16 protein-coding genes are annotated in these 16,361 nt (G+C 67.6%); 4 read left to right on the top strand and 12 right to left on the bottom strand.

Annotated elements, in window-relative coordinates:
* The first annotated feature begins 49 nt into the window (after positions 1-49).
* On the top strand, positions 50-730 hold the full coding sequence (locus GV792_RS01080) for a TVP38/TMEM64 family protein (RefSeq protein WP_175583288.1): 681 nt from the start codon (positions 50-52) through the stop codon (positions 728-730).
* 31 nt (positions 731-761) lie between these two features.
* On the opposite strand, the gene GV792_RS01075 is transcribed toward GV792_RS01080, so the two are convergent.
* The 4 genes from GV792_RS01075 to GV792_RS01060 all read right to left on the bottom strand — a co-directional run bounded on the left by GV792_RS01075 (position 762) and on the right by GV792_RS01060 (position 5,084).
* Positions 762-1,679 (bottom strand): S1C family serine protease, encoded by a 918-nt coding sequence (locus GV792_RS01075; RefSeq protein WP_163822182.1) that lies wholly within the window; start codon positions 1,677-1,679, stop codon positions 762-764.
* Positions 1,680-1,848: 169 nt separating this feature from the next.
* Positions 1,849-3,144: an SGNH/GDSL hydrolase family protein gene (locus GV792_RS01070; protein ID WP_163821693.1), complete on the bottom strand. Its 1,296-nt coding sequence runs from the start codon at positions 3,142-3,144 to the stop codon at positions 1,849-1,851.
* 249 nt (positions 3,145-3,393) lie between these two features.
* Positions 3,394-4,653 (bottom strand): SPFH domain-containing protein, encoded by a 1,260-nt coding sequence (locus tag GV792_RS01065; RefSeq protein WP_163821692.1) that lies wholly within the window; start codon positions 4,651-4,653, stop codon positions 3,394-3,396.
* On the bottom strand, positions 4,653-5,084 hold the full coding sequence (locus tag GV792_RS01060) for an NfeD family protein (RefSeq protein WP_163821691.1): 432 nt from the start codon (positions 5,082-5,084) through the stop codon (positions 4,653-4,655). Before GV792_RS01060 ends, GV792_RS01065 begins: the two co-directional genes overlap by 1 nt.
* A 128-nt stretch (positions 5,085-5,212) precedes the next feature.
* On the opposite strand from GV792_RS01060, the gene GV792_RS01055 reads away from it, so the two are divergent.
* The 3 genes from GV792_RS01055 (at position 5,213) to GV792_RS01045 (ending at position 7,238) form a co-directional block, all read left to right on the top strand.
* Positions 5,213-6,025, top strand: coding sequence for a DUF3097 domain-containing protein (locus GV792_RS01055; RefSeq protein WP_163822181.1), 813 nt, complete (start codon positions 5,213-5,215; stop codon positions 6,023-6,025).
* Between the two features lie 96 nt (positions 6,026-6,121).
* Positions 6,122-6,346 (top strand): hypothetical protein, encoded by a 225-nt coding sequence (locus tag GV792_RS01050; protein WP_163821690.1) that lies wholly within the window; start codon positions 6,122-6,124, stop codon positions 6,344-6,346.
* Between the two features lie 79 nt (positions 6,347-6,425).
* Positions 6,426-7,238 carry a hypothetical protein gene (locus tag GV792_RS01045; RefSeq protein ID WP_163821689.1) on the top strand — a complete coding sequence of 271 codons (813 nt, stop codon included), beginning with the start codon at positions 6,426-6,428 and terminating at the stop codon, positions 7,236-7,238.
* A gap of 104 nt (positions 7,239-7,342) precedes the next feature.
* Here GV792_RS01045 and GV792_RS01040 read toward each other — a convergent pair whose 3' ends face one another.
* From GV792_RS01040 to GV792_RS01005, 8 genes are all read right to left on the bottom strand, one after another.
* Complete coding sequence (locus GV792_RS01040; protein ID WP_163821688.1) at positions 7,343-8,419, bottom strand: ferrochelatase; 1,077 nt, start codon at positions 8,417-8,419, stop codon at positions 7,343-7,345.
* Positions 8,420-8,425: 6 nt separating this feature from the next.
* A complete protein-coding gene (gene inhA, locus GV792_RS01035; protein ID WP_163821687.1) occupies positions 8,426-9,262 on the bottom strand; it encodes an NADH-dependent enoyl-ACP reductase InhA in 837 nt (278 codons plus the stop codon).
* Between the two features lie 116 nt (positions 9,263-9,378).
* Positions 9,379-10,137, bottom strand: a complete 759-nt coding sequence (gene fabG1 / locus GV792_RS01030; protein ID WP_163821686.1) for a 3-oxoacyl-ACP reductase FabG1 — start codon at positions 10,135-10,137, stop codon at positions 9,379-9,381.
* A 291-nt stretch (positions 10,138-10,428) separates the two neighbouring features.
* Positions 10,429-11,433: a VWA domain-containing protein gene (locus tag GV792_RS01025; RefSeq protein ID WP_163821685.1), complete on the bottom strand. Its 1,005-nt coding sequence runs from the start codon at positions 11,431-11,433 to the stop codon at positions 10,429-10,431.
* The gene (locus GV792_RS01020) at positions 11,430-12,380 is read right to left on the bottom strand and encodes a DUF58 domain-containing protein (protein WP_163821684.1); all 951 of its coding nucleotides are present in this window, start codon (positions 12,378-12,380) and stop codon (positions 11,430-11,432) included. Before GV792_RS01020 ends, GV792_RS01025 begins: the two co-directional genes overlap by 4 nt.
* Positions 12,381-12,412: 32 nt before the next feature.
* A complete protein-coding gene (locus tag GV792_RS01015) occupies positions 12,413-13,615 on the bottom strand; it encodes an AAA family ATPase (protein ID WP_163821683.1) in 1,203 nt (400 codons plus the stop codon).
* A gap of 207 nt (positions 13,616-13,822) precedes the next feature.
* Positions 13,823-15,289 carry an NlpC/P60 family protein gene (locus GV792_RS01010; RefSeq protein WP_163821682.1) on the bottom strand — a complete coding sequence of 489 codons (1,467 nt, stop codon included), beginning with the start codon at positions 15,287-15,289 and terminating at the stop codon, positions 13,823-13,825.
* Between the two features lie 281 nt (positions 15,290-15,570).
* Positions 15,571-16,158 carry an Rv1476 family membrane protein gene (locus GV792_RS01005; protein WP_256673723.1) on the bottom strand — a complete coding sequence of 196 codons (588 nt, stop codon included), beginning with the start codon at positions 16,156-16,158 and terminating at the stop codon, positions 15,571-15,573.
* Positions 16,159-16,361: the final 203 nt, after the last annotated feature.

The following is a 16,361-nucleotide window of genomic DNA, read 5'->3' as shown; positions in this document are numbered from 1 at the left end:
AATACGCACTTGACCGAGGCCACCGCTACCAACCGGTAACCTTGCGCGGGTGAGTCGACTGCTCCGAGACCGGCGTACCGTCGCGCTGATCCTCGGGATCTGCGCGCTTTTCGTCGTCGCGATGCTGATCGAGCTGCCGGATCCGGCACAGATCCAGGACTGGGCCGAGAGCGTCGGTCCCCTCTTCCCGCTGGTCTTCTTCGGCGGGTATGCCCTGGTTGCCGTGGCACCGGTGCCCCGGACCGTGCTCACCGTGAGCTGCGGGGTGCTGTTCGGGTCCGGACTCGGAGTCACCGTGGCACTGTCGGCAACAGCGGTCGCGGCGGCGCTGGCATTGCTGCTGGTCCGTGCCCTCGACCGTGACCAGGTCGCCTCCCGGCTCACTCATCCGGCGGTACGCGCGATCGACGATCGGCTCGAGCGACGCGGCTGGCTCGCGGTCGGCTCCCTGCGCCTGATCGCGATCGCGCCGTTCTCGGTGGTTAACTACTGCTGTGGGCTGTCCTCGATCCGGTTCTGGCCGTACCTGATCGCCACCATCATCGGTTCGCTCCCCGGCACCGTCGCCACTGTGATCCTCGCGGACGCGCTGACCGGAGGTAGTCATCCCGCGATGGTCGTCATCTCCGGAATCTGCCTGGCGATCGGCGTGGTCGGATTGGCCGTCGATGCGCGATGGAAACCCGCGCCTCGCGAGCACGACGCCGCGTCGGTACCCGCCACCGACTGACGAAGCGTCGGGGCGGATCACGCGTCGTCGATCAGTCGACGGTCAGTTCACTCGGTACCGCGATCACATCGACCATCGCCCCGTTGCGCAACACCGTGACCGGCAGAGGTGAGCCGATCGCGTCGGCGAACAGCTGACGCTGGATACCCTGCGCGTCCCTGACCTCGGTGCGCGCGACACTCAGCACCAGATCACCGCGGCGCAGACCGGCGTGATCGGCCGGGCCACCGCCGATCACCTCCACGATGCGGACACCGCCGTCCTGGCCGGTGCGGGCAGCGACCTCCGCGGGTAACGGAGCGGGCACCCCCACCAGCCCGAGGTAGGCCCGGCGGACCCGGCCATCGGCCCGTAAGGTCCGCACGATCATGCGGGTGGTGGCGTTGATCGGGATCGCCAGTCCCAGCCCGATACCGGCGACAGCGGTGTTCACACCAACGACGCGTCCCGCCGAATCGGCCAGCGCGCCACCGGAATTGCCCGGATTGAGCGCGGCGTCGGTCTGGATGACGTCCTCGATCACCCGCCCCGCCCGACGCGAGGCCACCGGTACGGCACGCCCGAGCGCACTGACCACACCTGCGGTCACCGACCCCGCCAGCCCGAGCGGGCTGCCGACGGCCACCACCAACTGCCCGACGACCAAGGTGTCGGCATCGCCGAGAGTTACCGCGCCGGGCGCGCCGCCGCGGGCACGGAGCACCGCCAGGTCGGACAGCAGGTCGGCGCCGACCACATCGAACCGGGTTTCCGAACCGTCGGCGAAGACCAGCTCACCTCCACGGGAGCCGCCCACCACATGCGCGTTGGTCAGCAGGTACCCGTCCGCGGAGACCACCACCGCCGAACCGCTCCCCCGCCGCGCCCGCACGCTCGCGACATGGGGTGTCACCGAGGCCGCCACCGCGATCACCGTTCGCGAGTACGCATCCATCGCGGCATCGTCCATGCCGATCACCACCCTGCTCCGCGCCTGCGCCACCTCCAGGATGCCCAGCGGCACGGCCCGGCGCAGCATGTTCACCGCAAGCGCAATCGAGACGATGATCGCCTCGGGAGGTAGCAGATGATTCGGCGCCCACCAGCAGATCTGCTGGTGGGCGCCGCAGCGAGACCGGTCAGAGGTCGGCGAGGGCGATGGCCTGAGCCATGGTGGCGTAGCCGGCCGGACTGGGATGCAGGTGGTCGCCGCTGTCGAAGGCAGGCGCGAACGCATCCGGGTCGTCGGGGGCGGCCAGGGCACGCTCGAAGTCGATAACGGCGTCGAACTCACCCGAGGACCGGATCCACACGTTCACGGCGTCACGAACGGCTTCGCCCCGTTCGCTGAAGTACGGCGCGCCCTTGTACGGGGTCAGCGTCGCGCCGACCACCCGCAGGCCGTCCGCGCGGGCCACACCGATCAGCTCCCGATAGCCCGCGATGAGCTGGTCGGCACTGACCTCGGGATTGGGTTTCACCCAGGGCTCGTCGAGCTCGCTTGCCCCGATGTCGTTGATGCCCTCCAGCAAGATGACGGTGCTCGCGCCGTCCCGGTCGAGGACATCACGTCGGAACCGGGTGGTGGCGCTCTCCCCGGTGTAGTCGGAGTCGGTGAGCACCCGGTTACCGCTGATGCCGGTATTGAGCACCGCACGGCCCGATCCGTCGGCCGCCAGCCGGGTGGCCAGCACATCCGGGTAGCGGTTGTCGGCGTCGGTGGTGGCTTCGGCGCCGTCGGTGATGGAGTCGCCGAAGGTCACGACCGAACCTTCGGAGCCTGCGTTGTTCACCTCGAGGTCCGCGAGATAGTACCAGGAGCTGCTGGTTTCGGCGAACGCCGTCGCTGCCGGGTCGGCGGCATGATCGCCGTTCGCCCGGTAGGTGGTGGCGTTGGCGATCTGGTGAAAGGTGGCCGGACCGGTTTCCTCGGCGAGGTAGATCGTCACCGTCACCGGCAGCAATGCGGTGACGGTGAATCCGACCGGATCCGTGCTGGTTTCCGCGCCCACGGCGATCTCGGTGGACGCAGCACCATCGAACAGCAGCGGTCGCACACTGTCCGCCCGGACCGCGGCACCGTCACCCGGTTCGGCGATCGTCGCGGCGGTGATCGGCAGCGGGCGCTCACCGAACAGGTTGGAGAACTTGATCCGTACCTCGTCACCACCTAGCGTCGGCCGGATCACCTGCCGGACGGTCTGATCGGCGAATCCACTCTTCGACCAGTTCGGTGACCAGATATCGACCGCGGGCTGTTGTGCGGTGACCCAGCTGTCGGACCAGGTGTCCGCGGGTCCGGCGTCCGAGTCGTCGGAGCAACCGGCGAGCACCAGCGCCATCGTGGCAAGCAATGCCGCCACCACTGTGCCGCGTCGTCTGCCGGTCGTTGTCGTCTGCCCGGGCGTCGCCCGCCGCCTCGTCCACGCGCTCATCTGGTTCCCTCACTCACCCGACCTGCCGTCCGCTGGTCGGTCGCAGCAGTCAACCTCGGACGCCGTCCGTCAATTCCGCGCCTGCTGTGCACAATCCGACAGGTACGCCGGGAATACCAGCGTCGATGTACTCGTGGCACCAGTCGACCGTGTCTTCGCGCGAGCTCGAGCAAGCGCGCGGACAGCACGGCGGCCGGGTCGTCGACCACGGCCGCACGCTTCATCAGTGATCCGTCGAAGGCAACCGGCTCAGTACTGCGCACCCGGCGGTTGCCAGGGCCTGCCGTGGATATCGCCCGCACCGGGGTGTTGTGGCTGCTGCGGCGGAAGCTCTTCTCGCGCAGGTGGTTGCGGTGCCGCGGGTACGGGCTTGTTCATGTTCGCCGGCTCCGGTGGCGCGCCCGGCACCAGCCCTTCGACAGGTGTGCGTGCCGTCGCCTCGGCCGCGCGCACGGCCCGTTCGATCGCCGGATCAGGGGCGGTATCGAACCAGTCTGCGACATCCTCCGAGTCGTCCTCCGGCTTGGTTTCGCTGCCGTCGGAGGCGGGTGGTTCGTACCGGAACACCCCGTCCTCGCCCTTGGTGGCGAAGTTCTTGGCGAAACCTTCGAGCGCCTTACCGAAATCGCTTGGCACCAGCCACACCTTGTTGGCATCTCCGCGTGCGACCATCGGCAGTGTCTGCATGTACTGGTAGGCCAGCAGTTCCGGTGTCGGCTTACCAGATTTGATTGCTGCGAATACCTTTTCGATTGCTTTTGCCTGACCTTGAGCCTGCAGATACGAAGCGGCACGTTCACCCTGCGCGCGCAGGATACGGCTCTGCCGTTCACCTTCGGCCGACAGGATCGCCGACTGCTTCGCGCCCTCGGCTGACAGAATCTGCGCCTGCTTGGCGCCCTCGGCGGTCTTGATCTGGGATTCACGCTGACCCTCGGCCGTGAGGATCATGGCCCGCTTTTCGCGATCGGCCTTCATCTGCTTTTCCATCGACTCCTGGATCGACGGCGGCGGATCGATGGCCTTGAGCTCGACTCGCGCCACCCGCAGCCCCCAGCGTCCGGTGGCTTCGTCGAGGACACCGCGCAGCTGACTGTTGATCTGATCGCGGGAGGTCAGCGTGTCCTCCAGCGTCATGCCGCCGACCACATTGCGCAGCGTGGTGACCGTCAGCTGCTCGACCGCGGCGATGTAGTTGCTGATCTCGTACACCGCGGCCTGCGGGCTGGTGACCTGGAAATACACCACCGAGTCGATCTGCAGGGTGAGGTTGTCCTGGGTGATCACCGGCTGCGGCGGGAACGAGACCACCCGCTCACGCAGATCCACCTTCGCCCGGATCCGGTCGGCGAAGGGGACCAGGAAGGTCAGCTGGCCCGACACTGTGCGCGAGTATCGGCCGAGTCGTTCGATCACCGCCGCCTCGGCCTGCGGTACCAGCGCGATCGATTTGAAAACCACCACCACGACCAGCAGCACCAGCACTGCGGCCACGATCAATACAGCCATTACGGCCCTTTCCAGACGACGGCCGTCGCACCGTCGATCTTCATCACGTACACCGTGGTTCCCTGCGGGTACTCCTCGGCCGGATCGAACGGCCGCGCCGTCCACTCCTCACCACCGAGTTTCACCCGGCCGCTGTGCGCGCCGACCGCTTCGAGCACAAGCGCCGATTTCCCCGGCAGCGCATCCACATTGGTGAGGGTCGGCGGCGGAGTCGCGAAGCGCCGCAACAGCATCGGGCGGACACCGAGCATCAGCGCGACGGACACGATCGCGAAGATGATCGCATCGGCCACGACGCTGGTGTCGGCGGCGAAACTGATGCCCGCGGTGATGAGTGCCCCACCACCGAGCATCAACAACGTCAGCTCACCGACGAACATCTCGGCCGCCACGAGCAGGATGCCCACGACCAGCCAGAAAACTGCGGCCACGTCTCCACTGTAATGGCCGGGAACGATTCTCGAGGCTGTGATGCGTCGCCGAGCCGGGTATTCGACGGTGCGCCGCGGCCACGATCCGGCGCGGTTGCAGTAGCTTCGGCCGGGTGAGTTCGCGTGACATGTACGGCGGTGACATCTTTTCCGGGCACACCCGCTCCACCAAGCGCACGGTTCCGCGGGTGCAGGCCGAACGGGATCTCGTAGTAGAGGACGCGGCCAGCGGATTCTGCGGCGCCGTTGTCGGATTCGACCGCAGCTACGACGGCGAGTTCGTGAAACTCGAGGACGGGCGAGGCGCGGTCCGGCTGTTCGCGCTGCGGGAAGCGGCCTTCCTGATCGACGGCGCACCGGTCACCTTGGTCCGGCCGACCGCGGCGGCACCGAAGCGCGAGACCCGCAGTGCATCGGGTTCCACGCGCGTCGAGGGGCTGCGTGCCCGTGTCGCCGCCGCCAGTCGTATCTGGGTCGAGGGTGTGCACGATGCCGCACTCGTCGAACGCGTCTGGGGCCACGACCTGCGGGTCGAAGGTGTGGTGGTCGAGCATCTCGAGGGGCTGGACAACCTGGGGCAACGACTCACCGAGTTCGGCCCTGGGCCGGGCAGGCGGGTCGGAGTGCTGGTCGACCACCTGGTCACCGGATCGAAGGAATCCCAGCTCACCACCGGCCTTGGTGCCCATGTGCTGGTCACCGGGCATCCGTACATCGACGTCTGGCAGGCGGTGCGCCCCGCGGCCGTCGGCATCCAGGAATGGCCCCAGGTGCCCCGCGGGGAGGACTGGAAAACCGGTGTATGCCGCCGCCTCGGCTGGGGCACCCCGCAGGAAGGGTGGCGCCGGGTCTACAACGCCGTCGACTCGTTCCGCGACCTGGAACCACCGCTCATCGGAGCGGTCGAACGGCTCATCGATTTCGTCACCGAACCGGAGTAGCGTCCGCCGTTCAGGGAAGGCCATGCGTGTCGCATCGGTGCGGCTGCGCGATCGGTCTCGGCCGGACCGCCCGGCCGCCCCGGTATGGAGGTGGACATGTCCGCGAAGCCGCTGGCGGCACTGCTGGTAGCCGCCGCGTCGACCCTGCCGGCATGGTCGGCTCCGGCCGCGAGCGCGGCCCCACTTGCCGAGCACCGCACACCCGTCGCGACCAGCTCGGCCGACCTCGCGCCCGCGCTGCTCGATCTCGTCCGCTGTCTGATCCAGCTGCCGCCGTCGGCATCCGGCGATCCGTCACAGGGGTGCAACACCGCCGGGTGATCATTGTCGGGCAGCGCGTCCGTATCGTGCTGGGCCACCGGTGTCCACGTCTCGCGGCGACCCTTTATGCTCGAAGATTATGTGCTCCCCGAGTGCCACGCTGACGGTGTGGGCCGGCTCCTGGCTGGCCGGTACCAGTGCGCCCGACGACGTACTGGAGGCGCTGCACGCCTGGGCCCCGCGCCACACCATCGCCGCTGGCGATCCGTTCAGTGGCGCCCGCACCGACCTACCGTGGTCCTCGCTCGGCAGCCCGCAGGGCACCGGAGTCATGCCGCTGCTCAAGGTGATTCGGGAAGCCATGGCCGAGCCGGGCACGCACCTGCGGCTGGTGCTGCCGGTCCCCGGCGATGTGCGCGGCCTGCCGGTCGGCACGGCTTTCGCCGCCGATGCCATCGAGGCCGGCGAAGGGATCCTCATCGGGGTTCCCGGTGCGGAGGGCACCGGGTTGATTCCGCAGTGGGAGGGCGAGCACACCCTCCAATGGACCGTCTACAGCACACCCATCCCGGCCACCACGGGAATCGACATGTCGCTGGGTGAAGCGGAATTCGCGATGCGCGAAGCGGTGCGCGACGCCGCCGACGCCCTCATGCGCCTGCATACAACGGGGCTCGGTTCCGGCGACGCCGACCCTCGGGAACTGATCGAAGCCGAACTTGCCGACTACACCCGCCACGACTATCCGGAGTCGATCCCGCTGCGCGCCCGCCGCATCCTCGACAGCGCCGACCACGTCGCCGCCATCCTCACCGTCGCACAGCGCGAACCGGCCTCCTCCCCTACCTCCGCCAGCGCCGTCACCGAACACGAATCGCTGCTGCGCCCGCTGTGGGATGCCATCCGAGCGGCCAGGCTGGTCGCCGTGCACGCTTCGGCGCGCGGACACTGATCACGTCGGCGCCCGCCGGGTGCCCGTTCAGGCCCGGGTCGCCTTCCGGCTGAGCCCCCGCCCGAGCAGCCGCGGCGTGCGCGTCCAGCCGGACGCGCTGGTGATCAGCGGCCCGGCCGCGCCGGGGGCTTGCAGCAGTCGACAGCGCAGGCTTGCCCATTGACGGTGCCGCCGTATCCCGGCACCGACCCGAGGCATCGCGCGGGGGCGTCGTCCATCTGTTCGCGGATCAACTCGACAACCAGCTGCGCGAAACGCGGGTCGGTGCCCGGTGTGCCCGCCCGGGCGAAGGCCATACCGAGTTCGGCGGCCTTCTCGGCGGCCTCGTTGTCCAGGTCCCAGATCACCTCGAGGTGATCGGAGACGAAACCGACCGGACACACCACGACAGCATCGACCCCTTTCCCAGAAAGGTTTTCCAGATGGTCGACGATGTCGGGGTCGAGCCACGGCACCTGCGGTGGGCCGGACCGCGACTGCCAGACCAGGTCGTAGTCAGTGAAACCCGTTGCCGCCACGCACAGTCGAGCCGCATCGGAGACCTGGCGACTGTAGAGCCTGCCGCCGTCAGCGGGCGGGCCCGCGCTCACGTCGGCCGAGATCGGGATCGAATGCGCGGTGAACACCAACCGGATGCGGTCCCGGCGATCAGCCGGGATCTGTTGCACCGCAGCGCGAATCGCGTCGGCGAACGACTCGATGAACAGCGGGTGGTCGAAGTACTGGCGCAGTTTGGTCAGTTCGGGCGCACCGTCACCGACCGCGCCGCGCGCCCGGACAATGTCCTCCTGGTACTGCAGACAGCCCGAATAGCCGCCCCAGGCCGAGGTCGGGAACACCAACGCCGAACGCACACCGTCGGCGGTCATCTGCGCGAGAGTGTCCTCGACCATGGGATGCCAGTTGCGGTTACCGAAGTAGACCGGGAGATCGGTTCCGGCGGCGGACAATTCGTCCTCCACCGCGGCGATGATCTGCCGGTTGAGTTCGTTGATCGGCGACACCCCGCCGAAGTGCAGATAGTGGTCGGCGACCTCGGCGAGACGTTCGCGCGGCACACCCCTGCCCCGAGTGACGTTCTCCAGGAACGGCATCACGTCCTCGGGGCGTTCGGGGCCACCGAACGACAGCAGTAGCAGCGCATCGGCCGTGCGGCCCACTGTGCCTCCTCTGTCGTGCATGAACGGTCAGTTGACCGGCATGTTCTCCGGGAACCAGGTGTTGTGGCTCGCTCCGCCGTCGACGTAGATGATCGAACCGGTGGTGCCGGGCAGCCAATCCGAGAGCAGCGCGACCACGGACTTACCGACCACGGTCGGGTCGTCGACATCCCAGCCGATCGGCGAGGCGCCATCCCAGTAGGTGTTGAGCTGGTTCAACTTGGCGGCATCGTCGGTCGCGGTGCCTGCGATGGCCTTGGCTGCGAGAGTCTTGATCGGGCCCGCCGCGATCAGGTTCGAGCGGATCTTCTTCGCCTCGCCGACCTCGCGGGCGACGTAGCGGTTGACCGACTCCAGCGCCGCCTTGGCCACGCCCATCCAGTTGTAGTACGGCATCGCGGTGCGCGGATCGAAGTCCATGCCGACGATGGAGCCGCCCTCGTTCATGGCGGGCAGCACGGCCCGCGCCAGCGAGGCGTAGCTCCAGGCCGAGATTTCGAAGGCCTTCGCCGCGTCCGGGCCGGGGCCCTCGAGGAACGGCTTGGCCTCAGGACCCATCAGCGTGCGCGGTGCGAACGCGATGGAGTGCAGCACACCGTCAAGGCCCTCAGGGGCCAGCTCACGGATCTTGTCGGCCAGCTGAGCCAGGTCGTCTTCGCTGGTGACGTCGAGACCGATCGCCGGAGGCACCTCCTTCGGCAGCCGCTTGGCGATCCGGTCGATCAGTCGCAGGCGCTCCGGGATACCGGTGATGATCACCTTCGCACCCTGCTCCTGTGCGATCGCCGCCGCGTGGAACGCGATCGACGCGTCGGTGATGATGCCGGTGACCAGGATGGTCTTACCGTCGAGCAGTCCGCCCATGAGTTCTCGGTTCTCCCTGAAGTGTGGATGTCGTGTGCCGCGTCCGGTGAGACTGTCGGCTCCGCGCCTTATTTCGTTAGCGCGGCTTTCGATATGTGCGACGTACTAACAGCCGGTCAGTGGCCCATACCCATGCCGCCGTCGACCGGGATCACGGCGCCGGAGACGTAGGCCGAATCCTCGGAGGCCAGGAAGCTGACCACCGCGGCGACGTCCTCGGCCTTGCCGAGACGCTGCAGCGGGATGAACTTCTTGGCCATGTCACGCAGATCGTCGGGCAGATCCTTGGTCATATCGGTTTCGATGAAGCCGGGGGCGACCACATTCGCGGTGATCGAGCGCGAGCCCAGCTCACGGGTCACCGACCGCGCAAGGCCGATGACGCCGGCCTTGGACGAGGCGTAGTTGATCTGACCGGCTTGTCCGGCCATACCGACGACCGAGCCGAGGAAGATCATCCTGCCCCAGCGCCCGCGCAGCATGGCGCGGTTGGCGCGCTTGGCGCATCGGAAGGCACCGGTGAGGTTGGCGTCGATGACCTTCTCGAACTGTTCCTCGGTCATCCGCATGAGCAGGGTGTCGTCGGTGATGCCCGCATTCGCCACCAGCACCTCGACCGGACCCTGATGCGCCTCGACCTCGGCGAACGCCTGGTCCACCGATTCGCTATCGGTCACATCACATTTCACCCCGAACAGCCCGTCCGGTGCGCCCGAGCCGCGATGGGTGACGGCGACCTTGTGTCCATCGGCGAGGAGGCGCTGCGCGACCGCGAGACCGATGCCACGGTTACCACCGGTCACCAGCACCGACCGGGATGCCCGCTCCGCGTTCTGCGATTCCGACTTACGACTGTCCTCGACAGAGTTCGACATGCGGACAATCTAGCTGATGGTTCCGGTCACGAAAAACACGGCCGGGTCGGCGGAGTCGAGGACAATTGTGCTCGTGAACGGCCCGGGGTATGCGTATGCCAGGACCGGGCACATACCGGCTGTCGTATCTCACAGAACGTCTGCCGAAAGGCAGGGGAAAGCAATAGCAGACCGCGTTCGACGTCGCAGGCGAATACGCACACAATTGCCCGCGGTTTTCGTCACGACATTATTGGCAGCACCGCGACCGAGGTGTACCAGGGACCGCACGGCCCCTGGTACACGTCACGACTACGGCAAGCGCTGCCGGTATGCCAACCCGGTGACCACGCCCGCCGAGATGAATACCAGGCCGAACAACAACCAGGGCCTACTGGCGTCGCCCATGGTCATCTCATAACCGATCTGCTGTTCGAGGGTGTCGTATACCGCGGTGAGTTCGGCCAGACTCGACGCGGTATAGAAATCCCCACCGGATAATTTGGCGATCTCACGCAGAGAATCGTCGTCCACCGGAACCGGGACCCGCTGCGGACTGCCACCATCCTCGTCCGGAATCTCGACGACGCCCCATTCGGTACCGAAGGAAATGGTCGACACCGGGATGTTCCTGGTTTTGGCGAGCCTGGCAGCGGTGAACGCGTGCCGCGGGTCGTCGACATCTTGATCGTCGGGGACGGTCTGCTTACCGTCCGACATCAGCACGACCCGCGCGGGCGGCGGAGTCTCGGCACCACCGAGCACCGAGGCCAGCGTCTCGATCGACTGCAACGCGGCGAAGATGCCCTCACCGGTGGCCGTGCGCTCGCTGAGCTTGATGTTGTCGATGGCGGCCTTGACCGCCTCACGGTTGGTCGTCGGCGAGACCAGCACCGAGGCGGTACCGGAGAACGCCACCAGTCCGAGATTGATCCCCGGGGTGAGGCCCTCCGCGAAATTCTTCGCGGCCTTCTGGGCGACCTCGAGGCGGTTCGGTTCGACGTCAGTGGCTTCCATCGATAGCGACACGTCCATGACCAGGACAACCGTCGCCCGGTTACGCGGCTCCTTCTGCGCCATGGTCGGGCCTGCCGCCGCGATCGTCAGGAAGACCAGGCCGACCAGGATCAACGCGACCGGAACATGACGCAGCGGGCTCGGCCGCGACGGGGCGACCTTCTCCAGCTGCTCCATATTGCTGAACCGCAGCATGTGCCGGTGCCTGCGACGCTGCACCAGCACATAACCGAGGGCGATGAGCGCGACGACGGCGAGGAAGCCGAGCCAGATCTGCGCGGTGAAATGCGAAATACTCACTGACGTGGCACCCGCCCGGTCGGGGCGCCGAGGCTGTGGCGCCGGGTGGACACGAACCGGACCACGTCGGCGATCCAGTCTCGATCGGTCTGCAAGGTGAGCACCGGCGCGCCGCAGCTGCGCAGCGCCTGCTCGACCTGGTCTCGGTGCTGCCGTGCCGCGGCCGCGTAGTCGGCCCGCAACGCCGGGGTGACGCTGAACTCGCGGGTGCGGCCGGTCTCGGGATCGTGCAGCACCACATCGCCCATATCCGGCAGCGACATATCGCGCGGATCCAGCACCTGCACCGCGAGCAGATCGTGACGCGCGGAGATCGCGCGCAGCGAACGCTGCCAATCGATGTCACCGAGGAAATCGCTGATGATGACGGCGAGACCGCGTTTGCGCTGCGGACGACGCAGCGATTCGATCGCACTGCGCAGATCACCGCGCACACCGTCGCGGGCGTGCGGGGTGGTGGCGATCCCACGCAGCAGCGACTGCGCGTGCACCCGGCCGCTGCGCGCGGGAATCCGGGTGAGGTGTTCGCCGGTCGCGACGACGGCACCGATGCGGTTGCCGCCGCCGCTGGTCAGATGCGTGATGGCTGCGGCTGCCGCAATGGCGAGATCGCGCTTCTGACAGGCCGCGGTACCGAAGTCGAGGCTGGCCGACAGGTCGACCACCATCCAGGTTTCCAGCTCGCGATCGGCGATCATCTGCCGCACGTGCGGATGGGTGGTACGTGCGGTGACCGACCAATCCATCTGGCGCACATCGTCACCCGGCTGGTAGGCGCGGGCCTCGCCCGGTTCGGAACCGGGGCCGGGGATCAGGCCGAGGTGGTCACCGTGCAAGACACCGTCGAGGCGACGGCGAACGGTGAGCTCCAGGGTCTTCAGCGCCGCCGACAACTTCGGGTCGGTCAGCTCTCCCGCTCGAAACGATGGTGGTGCGTGCGATGACATCGGTACTCGGTCGACCGGCTCCGGCGTCGCCGTCACTTGGACGGGCTGTTGCCGGCGGCCTGCGGCACCTGGCTTGCCTGCGGCTGCGGCGGCACCGGCGGCTGGGGCGCGGCCTGCTGCGGCGCGGGGCCGTTGGCCTGGACGCCGTTGGCCGGGGAAGGCGCGGGCGCGGTGGGTGCACCCTGGCCGACGGCCTGCGGTGCGACCTGCGGCAGACCGATGGTCTGCAGCACGCGCTTGATCACGTCCTCTGGGCTGATCTCGTCGGCGAGGGCGTCGTAGGACAGCACCAGACGGTGACGCAGCACGTCCGGGATCACCTCGACCACGTCCTGGGGCACCACATAGTCGCGGCCGCGGATCAGCGCGACCGCGCGTGCGGCGGCGATGATGCCGAGGCTCGCGCGCGGGGAGGCACCGTAGGAGATCCAGTTGGCGACGTCGTTCATGCCGAATTCGGCGGGCGTGCGGGTCGCGGCGATCACCCGGACCACGTAATCGACCAGCGCGTGGTGGACGAAGGTGTTGGCGGCCAGCTGCTGCAACCGGATGAGCTCGGCCGGCTCCAGAATCTGCTTGGCCTCCGGCGCGCTGACACCCATCCGGTAGATGATCTCGCGCTCCTCCTCCACCGAGGGGTAGTCGACGACGACCTTGAACAGGAAGCGGTCGCGCTGCGCCTCGGGCAGCGGGTACACGCCTTCGCTCTCGATGGGGTTCTGGGTCGCCATGACCAGGAACGGATCCGGCATCGGGTAGGTCTTGCCGCCGATGGAGACATGCCGTTCGGCCATCACCTCGAGCAGTGCCGACTGCACCTTCGCGGGCGCGCGGTTGATCTCGTCGGCGAGGACGAAGTTGGCGACCACTGGGCCGAGTTCGGTGTCGAACTGCTCGCGGCCCTGCCGGTAGATGCGGGTACCGATGAGGTCGGTTGGCACCAGGTCGGGGGTGAACTGGACGCGGGAGAACGAGCCGCCCACGACCTTGGCGAAGGTCTCCACCGCCAGGGTCTTCGCGATACCCGGTACACCCTCGAGCAGCACATGGCCACGGGCGAGCACGCCGACGAGCAGCCGCTCGACGAGCCGGTCCTGTCCGACGATGACCCGCTTGACCTCGTAGATCGCCTTCTCGAGAGTCTGGACATCACGCTCGAGGGTGCTCGACCCGGGTGCAGGCGCCTTTTTCGCCAAACTTGCCCCGCTCACACCGTCCGTCGAAGTCACCAACATCCCCGCTTTCGCCTTGGTCTTGTGCGTGTTGCCACAACTATTCCAGGTAATGACCGCATTCGCCGCAACCGGACCCGATATGCCGGGATTCGGCGCCGGATTCCGGGCGCAGGAGCCCGGCCGACGGCGGTATGTCGTCCACCGTAGTTGGAGGCCGAACTTCCGCAAACGCTTCGGCCACGCGCTGACTGCAGGCGGACGGCACCGTTACGTGACGATGCGTACCGCGTAGGGCATGATGCCCGATTCCCGCACCGGGGAAACCTTCACCACGTCACCGGACTGTGGCGCCTCGACCATTTTTCCGTCGCCCAGATACAACGCGACGTGCTGACTTCCGTTCGGCCCCCAAAAGAGCATGTCCCCACGTTCACGCTCATCCACCGGCACCCGAGTGCCCGCGTTGTACTGATATCCGCTGTAATGCGGCAGGGAGACGCCGATTCCGGCGAAGGCGTAGATCATCAGCCCGGAACAGTCGAAACCGACTTTGTTGTAGTCACCATGACTGTCGGCGACACCACCGTCACGGATACCGAGGGTCGGGCCGTCCTCGTCACCACCGCCCCAGGCGTAGGTGACCCCGAGCTGTGACATGGCCCGGTCGACGACGATCTCGATCGCCTCGCTGCCGGTGACCGAGGGGACGTCGCTACCCTCTTCCTCGGATTCGGATTCGGATTCATCCTCGTCACCACCGGGTTTCGGCTTGGGTTTGGATGTGCGCGGTGAATCCTCCAGCTGGGTGTGCGGCCGTTTACCCGCCCCGAGCTGGGCCGCGCGATCCCTGGCGGCCTGATCGGCGGCGGCGCGGGCAGCGGCGGCCGCGGCCGCGGCAAGGACCGCAGCCTCCTCGGCGCGGCGCTGCTGATCCCAGGCCTGGTAGGCGTCGCGCTGGCCCTGTAGCCCGGTGACGTTCATCCTGGCCGCGTCGAGGCGGGCCTGGGCATCAGCACGCTGGCGCAGCAGATCGTCGCGGACCGCGGTCTGCTGGTTCAGCTCGGCGGTCGCCGCGCTCACCGCGTTCTCGGCGGCGGTCTTCTTCTGCTCGGCGTCGGCGGCCGCGGCGTCGGCGGCGGTCTTGGCCTGGCGGGCACTGGCGTTCTTGTTGCCCTGATCGATCTGGGCTCGTCGCAGGCCGTCCATCACCTGCTGCTGATTCTTGGTGACCAGGCCGATGATCTGGGCGCGGTCGAGTGCGGCGTCGGGGTCGGCGGCCGAGAGGTAGGTCATCATCGAGCCGGTGCCGGGCCGAGTGTAGGCCTGGGTGGCGAACTCGTCGAAGTTGGTGCGCGCCTGGTCCACTCGGACGCCTGCGTCGGTGAGTTCACGCTGGGTGGTGGCGACCTGGTCGGCGGCCGCGTCCGCGGCATCACGCGCGTTCTGCAGATCGACGAGCGCCTTGTTGACCTGTTCGCGCTTCAGCGCGACCGCGTCGTCGAGCTGACGGACCTGCTCGTCGACGGCGGCGACCTGATTGATCAGCACACCCACCTGGCCGATGCCGGCGTCGACTCTGGCCCCGGCGTCGGCCAGTTCACCGTCACTGGGATTGGGCGGAGGCGGCGGTACCGCGGTCGACGGCGCGCCGGTGACGACGATCGCCGCCGAGACCAGCAAACCAAGAGCGATCGACACGGGACGACGATGACGGACCCCTCGCGTGTTGCGCATCGCACCTCCAGACGACCCGACTGCGGTGTGGCATCACGAGCACCAGCCGACCCACGCAGCACTGTGGTCGGCAAATTGCCCTGTTAACACTCTTTCCCCAACAGCGATCACTCGAACCGTACGACACTTCCGTCACGTCCGGAACTACAGCAACGGAATCACAGACGGGTAATTTGCGCTTTGCTCGGAATTAGCCGGATGCGGCACAGGGTTCGGCCGTGAAAAACAAACCGACCGTCAGGAAATGCGCCTCGGATCGAGGCGCACCGAAGGGCGCGGGCTCAGACGGACGCTGCGGCCGAGTCGTCAGCAGAATCGGCGGTGGCCGTCGTGGACGCGGCCCGCCGCCGCTTCACCCAGTACAGACCGCCGACCGCGAGGACGGTGCCCGCGAGCAGCACGCTGGTGAATGCGGTCCACGGCACCGATTCCTGCTGCTGCAGCCGGTCGGTGAAGATCTGCACCGATTCCTCGGACTTGCCGCCCTTCCATTTCGCGGCGTCCTCGGCCCATTCCAGATGCACCCGGCTGATCGAATCGCTGTAGGTGCCCATCCAGTCGTCACTGAAGACCGCGACGGTGCCGTGCTGGAACTTGCCGACCTCGGTCGCCAGATCACGCAGGCTGGAGTCGTGCCACGGATTGCCCTGTATGACGACCACGCTGAGCGGGATGCCATCGGCCCGCGCCTGGGCCACGATCGCGGCCAGCTCGGACTGATCCTTGCCCTCGGGCGCGGCAACGCCGTCGTCGGCCAGGTCGGCGCGGATATCACCGAGATCGGTGTTGTCCGGTAGTTCCGTGGCGACGAGAGAAAAAGCCCAGGTGTGCGAGAGGGTCATCTTCCATCCGGTCTTGTCGAGCCGCATCGGTACGCGAGGCGACGGGGTCTCCTACACTGCGGATGAGCACGCCGAAGGGGCCGTCCGTCCGGACCGGCCGCCCCGACAGCTCACGAGGCACAGTACGCGACGCAGTGTCGCACCGACGCCACTCGCCACGCCGACCGGCGCCGGACGTACGCCCCGGCGCGTTCATAGGACAAGCGTACTGTTAGAGTCGCAGTCGCGAG

The organism is Nocardia cyriacigeorgica, from assembly GCF_010868145.1.
GTDB classification, from domain to species: domain Bacteria; phylum Actinomycetota; class Actinomycetes; order Mycobacteriales; family Mycobacteriaceae; genus Nocardia; species Nocardia cyriacigeorgica_D.
This window is presented reverse-complemented; position numbering and strand designations above follow the sequence as displayed.

Excerpts from the sequence above, each read along its gene's own strand:
- GV792_RS01075 (WP_163822182.1), bottom strand. The coding sequence starts at position 1,679 with ATGGACGATGCCGCGATGGATGCGTACTCGCGAACGGTGATCGCGGTG.
- GV792_RS01070 (WP_163821693.1), bottom strand. The coding sequence starts at position 3,144 with ATGAGCGCGTGGACGAGGCGGCGGGCGACGCCCGGGCAGACGACAACG.
- GV792_RS01065 (WP_163821692.1), bottom strand. The coding sequence starts at position 4,653 with ATGGCTGTATTGATCGTGGCCGCAGTGCTGGTGCTGCTGGTCGTGGTG.
- GV792_RS01055 (WP_163822181.1), top strand. The coding sequence starts at position 5,213 with ATGTACGGCGGTGACATCTTTTCCGGGCACACCCGCTCCACCAAGCGC.
- GV792_RS01050 (WP_163821690.1), top strand. The coding sequence starts at position 6,122 with ATGTCCGCGAAGCCGCTGGCGGCACTGCTGGTAGCCGCCGCGTCGACC.
- GV792_RS01045 (WP_163821689.1), top strand. The coding sequence starts at position 6,426 with ATGTGCTCCCCGAGTGCCACGCTGACGGTGTGGGCCGGCTCCTGGCTG.
- GV792_RS01040 (WP_163821688.1), bottom strand. The coding sequence starts at position 8,419 with ATGCACGACAGAGGAGGCACAGTGGGCCGCACGGCCGATGCGCTGCTA.
- inhA (WP_163821687.1), bottom strand. The coding sequence starts at position 9,262 with ATGGGCGGACTGCTCGACGGTAAGACCATCCTGGTCACCGGCATCATC.
- fabG1 (WP_163821686.1), bottom strand. The coding sequence starts at position 10,137 with ATGTCGAACTCTGTCGAGGACAGTCGTAAGTCGGAATCGCAGAACGCG.
- GV792_RS01020 (WP_163821684.1), bottom strand. The coding sequence starts at position 12,380 with ATGTCATCGCACGCACCACCATCGTTTCGAGCGGGAGAGCTGACCGAC.
- GV792_RS01015 (WP_163821683.1), bottom strand. The coding sequence starts at position 13,615 with ATGTTGGTGACTTCGACGGACGGTGTGAGCGGGGCAAGTTTGGCGAAA.
- GV792_RS01010 (WP_163821682.1), bottom strand. The coding sequence starts at position 15,289 with ATGCGCAACACGCGAGGGGTCCGTCATCGTCGTCCCGTGTCGATCGCT.
- GV792_RS01005 (WP_256673723.1), bottom strand. The coding sequence starts at position 16,158 with ATGCGGCTCGACAAGACCGGATGGAAGATGACCCTCTCGCACACCTGG.